Source organism: Leucobacter chromiiresistens, from assembly GCF_001477055.1.
Classification (GTDB): domain Bacteria; phylum Actinomycetota; class Actinomycetes; order Actinomycetales; family Microbacteriaceae; genus Leucobacter; species Leucobacter chromiiresistens_A.
Genome location: NZ_LDRK01000154.1, coordinates 1 through 4134, shown reverse-complemented (window position 1 = coordinate 4134; position 4134 = coordinate 1). Strand labels below are relative to the sequence as shown.

Genomic DNA, 4134 nt, shown 5'->3' with positions numbered 1-4134 from the left:
GTCGTCACCGAGGATCAGGCGAACGCCGAGCCCGCCGCGACGACCGGCGCCGACGGCGCCGGTTCGCCCTTCGACCTGACGAGCGCGAACGCGGACGAGCGCCTGCACATCGACCCGGTTCCCGAGGCGGTCGAGGCGCTCGAGCAGAGCGGCTTCGATCCCGTGCAGGAGGGCAAGCTCACCGTCGCGCACTCCGCGTACGAGGCGCCGCTCGGCTTCCTGGCCGAAGACGACAACGCGACTTTGCTCGGCATCGAGCCCGACATCGCGAACCTCGTCGCCGACGGACTCGGGCTCGAGTACGCCCCCGAGAACGTGGCCTGGGCCGACTGGCCGCTCGGCGTCGAATCGGGCAAGTACGACGTCGTGGTGTCGAACGTCACCGTCACGGAGGAGCGCAAGGACCTCTTCGACTTCGCGACGCACCGCAACGACGTGCTGGCGTTCTCGGTCGCCGCCGACAGCGAGATCGACTCCATCGACGGCCCCGAGGACGTCGCGGGTCTCACCGTCGTCGTCGGGAGCGGCACCAACCAGGAGAAGATCCTGCTCGACTGGTTCGCCGAGAACGAGCGGAACGGTCTCGAGCCGGGCGAGGCGGTGTACTACGACGACAACGCCGCAGGTCAGCTGGCGCTCGTCTCGGGCCGCGTCGACGCCATCTTCGGGCCGAACCCCACCGCATCGTACGTCGCCGCCGTGGGCGGCGAGTCGAAGGTCGTCGGCACCCTCAACGGCGGCTACCCCGAGAACGCGCAGATCGGCGTCACCACGGCGAAGGGCAACGGCCTCATCGATCCCGTAGCGATCGTGCTCAACTCCATCATCGAGGACGGCACCTACGCGGAGGCGCTCGCGCGCTGGGATCTCGAAGACGAGGCGGTCGCCGAGTCGCTCGTCAACCCGGCCGGCCTGCCCCGCCCGTAGCGCACGCCCCGCCTCGCACACCTCAGCCGCGCCGCACCGCGCGGCGCACCACTGGAGAACTCATGACCCACGCACCTTCCGCCACGCCCGAGTCGGGAGCCCGCTCACCGCGGCGCCGCCTCGCCGCCCTCGGCCTCCTCGCCGCATCGGCGCTCGCGCTCACCGCCTGCTCGGCGGTGATCAGCGACGACGAGCGATCCGGATCCGGGGCCGCGCCCGAGGGCGCCGGCCCCGCGACGACCGAGGCCGCGTTCGATCTCACGACCGCGAACCTCGACACCCGTCCGCACATCGAGGCGATCCCCGAGGCCGTCGAGGCGCTCGAGGCGAGCGGGTTCGAGCCGGTGCAGCCCGGGCGGCTGACCGTGGCGATCCTCGGCGCCGGAGCCCCGCCCACCTCGTTCTTCGCCGAGGACGACGCCCAGACGATCATCGGCAGCGACGCCGACTTCGCGTCGCTCATCTCCGAGGGGCTCGGGCTCGAGTACACCCCTGAGAACGTCGCCTGGGCCGACTGGCCGCTCGGCGTCGAATCGGGCAAGTACGATCTCGCCCTCATCAACATCGGGGTCACCGAGGAGCGCAAGGAGCTGTTCGACTTCGCCACGTACCGCGATGCCGTGATGGCGTTCAGTGTCGCCGCGGACTCAGAGATCTCGGAGATCGCGGAGCCCGCAGACGTCTCGGGACTGCGCGTGATCGTCGGCAGCGGCACCAATCAGGAGCAGTACCTGCTCGACTGGTTCGCGCAGAACGACGCGGCCGGCATCGACGCGGGCGAACCGGTCTACTACGACGATTCGGCCGCCGGGCTGCTCGCACTCACCTCGGGGCGGGCCGACGCGAGCATCGAGCCGTACGCGCTCGCCGCGTTCCGGGAGCAGACGCTCGGCGAGACCCGCATCGTCGGCAAGTTCAACAGCGCCTATCCCGTCGACGGCCAGATCGGTGCAGTCACGGCGAAAGGCAACGGTCTCGTCGAACCCGTGCAGCTCGTGATCGCCTCGCTCATGGAGCACGGGCAGTACGACGCCGTGCTCGAACGGTGGGGGCAGACCGAAGAGGCCGTGCCCGAGTCGCTCATCAACCCGCCCGGGCTGCCGAAGCCATGAGCCCGTCGCAGCGATCCGACGCCGCAGCCGTCTCCGTCGTGTGCATCGGGGCCGGGCCCGCAGCGATCATGACGCTCGAACGCCTGGCGGCGAACCACGCGCACCGCGACCCCGAGCAGCGGATCGGCGTGCGCCTCGTCGATCCGCACCGCCCCGGCGGCGGCCGCATCTGGCGGCGGGATCAGTCGCCCCTGCTGAAGCTGAACTCGATGCTCGAAGACGTCGCCTGCTTCACCGACGCGTCGAGCAGCATCGACGGCCCCGTCGTGCCGGGCCCCTCGCTCGCCGAGTGGGTGCGCGCCGTGCGCGCGGGGAGCATCGCGGCACCCGACTGGGCCGACCCCGCGCTCGAACGGGAGATCGCGGAGATCGGCGACCGCGACTTCCCCACGCGCCGCCTCAACCACGCCTACCTCTCGTGGGTGTTCGCGGAGACGGTGCGGCGCGCCTCGGATCGGGTATCGGTCGAGTGGGTGCGCGACACCGCGGTCGCGGTCGAGCGGGCCGAGCGCGGCCCCGGGCAGGGCGGCGATGCCGCGGAGCCCGGCCATACTGCCGATAGCGGCGATGCCGCGGAGCCCGGCGACGGGGCGGCGTGGGGCGGCGGGGCGGATCGGCAGATCGTGCGGCTCGCCTCGGGCGACGCGCTCGCAGCCGACATCGTGATCTTCGCGCTCGGGCACAACGGCACCGATCCGTCGGAGGAATCCGTGCGGCTCGCCGACTTCGCAGGCGCGCACGGTCTCGAGTACGTCGCCCCGGCGTTCACCGCGGACCTCGACCTCGACCACCTGCCGGCCGGCTCCGATGTGATCGTGCGCGGCCTGGGGCTCGCGGCGATCGACCTCGCCGTCATGCTCACGGGCGGGCGAGGCGGTCGATTCGAGACTCGACCGGACGGCTCGCTCCGCTACCTGCCCAGCGGACGCGAGCCCGTGCTGCACCTGGGCTCGCGTCGCGGCGTGCCCTACCGCTCCAAGGTGACGAGTCGCCTGCAGGGTGATCCGGTCGAGCTCGCCTACCTGGGCGCGCCCTTCCGGGAGGCGACGGCTGCCCGCACCGAGCCCCTCGACTTCGTTCGCGATGCTTGGCCGCTCGTCGCGGCGGAGCTGCTCACCGGCTACTATCGGGAGCTCTGCACCGGCCACCCGACGCGGGTATCCGCTCCGTGGGAGCGGTTCGAAGCCCGGCTGCGCGCGGTGCTGGCGCAGCCGCAGGGGTTCGCCTCGCCCGAGCTCGCCGAACTGGTGCGGGCGCACGTGCCCGATCCCGACGACCGCCTCGACCTCGCCGCCTTCGATCGGCCGCTCGCGTTCCCGCCCGAGGGATCGGAGGCGGCCGCCTTCGAGCAAGCACTCGCCGCCGCTCGCATCGCGGATGCGGACGCCGAGGGTGCAGATGCCGCGGGTGCGGACGCCGATGCGGCCGATGCGGACGGTGCCGATGCGGTGCAGCAGCGGGTGCTCGCGCACATCGCCGCGGACCTGCGGCTGCGCACGCGGCCCGAGCACAGCGCGACGCAGGCGCTCTTCATGACCGGGCTGTACGCCTTCCTCGCGCTCGCCGAGGTGGCACCCGAGCGGTGGAACGCTCGCAGCCGCACGCGCGACCTTCCCGGGCGCTGGTTCGCGTACTTCAGCTATCTCGCGAGCGGCCCGCCCGGGCACCGCCTCGAGGAGCTGATCGCGCTGGCGGAGGCGGGCGTCGTGCGGTTCCTCGGTGCGGATGTGAGGGTCGAAGCCGACGCCGAGCGCGGTGTGTTCACGGCGACCGGGTCCGCGGTGCTGCGCGGAGCGGGGGAGGGCGTCCCCGTCTCGGCGACCACCGCGGTCAGCGCGCGCGCACTCATCGATGCGTGGCTGCCCGAGGCGCGGGCGTCGCGGAGCGACAATCCGCTGCTGCGTCAGCTCGTCGCGTCGGGGCAGCTGCGGGAGCTCGCCGTCGTCGACGAGACCGGAGCCGAGGGCACGGGCCTGATCGAGGTCGGGCCGGGCGGGCGCGTGCCGGGATCCTCCCGGCAGTTCGCCCTCGGGCCGTTCGTGGCGGGCCTCACCGGGGGCGCGTTCACGCGGCCGGGCATCGACGCGCTGCCGTT

Annotated in this window: 3 protein-coding genes; all 3 read left to right on the top strand. The window is 72.6% G+C overall.

Features of this window, described 5'->3' with window-relative positions; all coding sequences use genetic code 11:
* Positions 1 to 927, top strand: a 927-nt coding sequence (locus tag NS354_RS12770; RefSeq protein ID WP_058594817.1) for an ABC transporter substrate-binding protein, incomplete at its 5' end; no start/stop codon positions are given.
* 62 nt (positions 928 to 989) lie between these two features.
* Complete coding sequence (locus NS354_RS12765; protein ID WP_058594816.1) at positions 990 to 2039, top strand: transporter substrate-binding domain-containing protein; 1050 nt, start codon at positions 990 to 992, stop codon at positions 2037 to 2039.
* On the top strand, positions 2036 to 4134 hold a 2099-nt coding region (locus NS354_RS12760; protein ID WP_058594815.1), incomplete at its 3' end, for an FAD/NAD(P)-binding protein. The genes NS354_RS12765 and NS354_RS12760, both read left to right, overlap by 4 nt.

Bases quoted from the DNA above. Each gene is read 5' to 3' on its own strand.
- NS354_RS12765 (WP_058594816.1), top strand. From the start codon at position 990: ATGACCCACGCACCTTCCGCCACGCCCGAGTCGGGAGCCCGCTCACCG.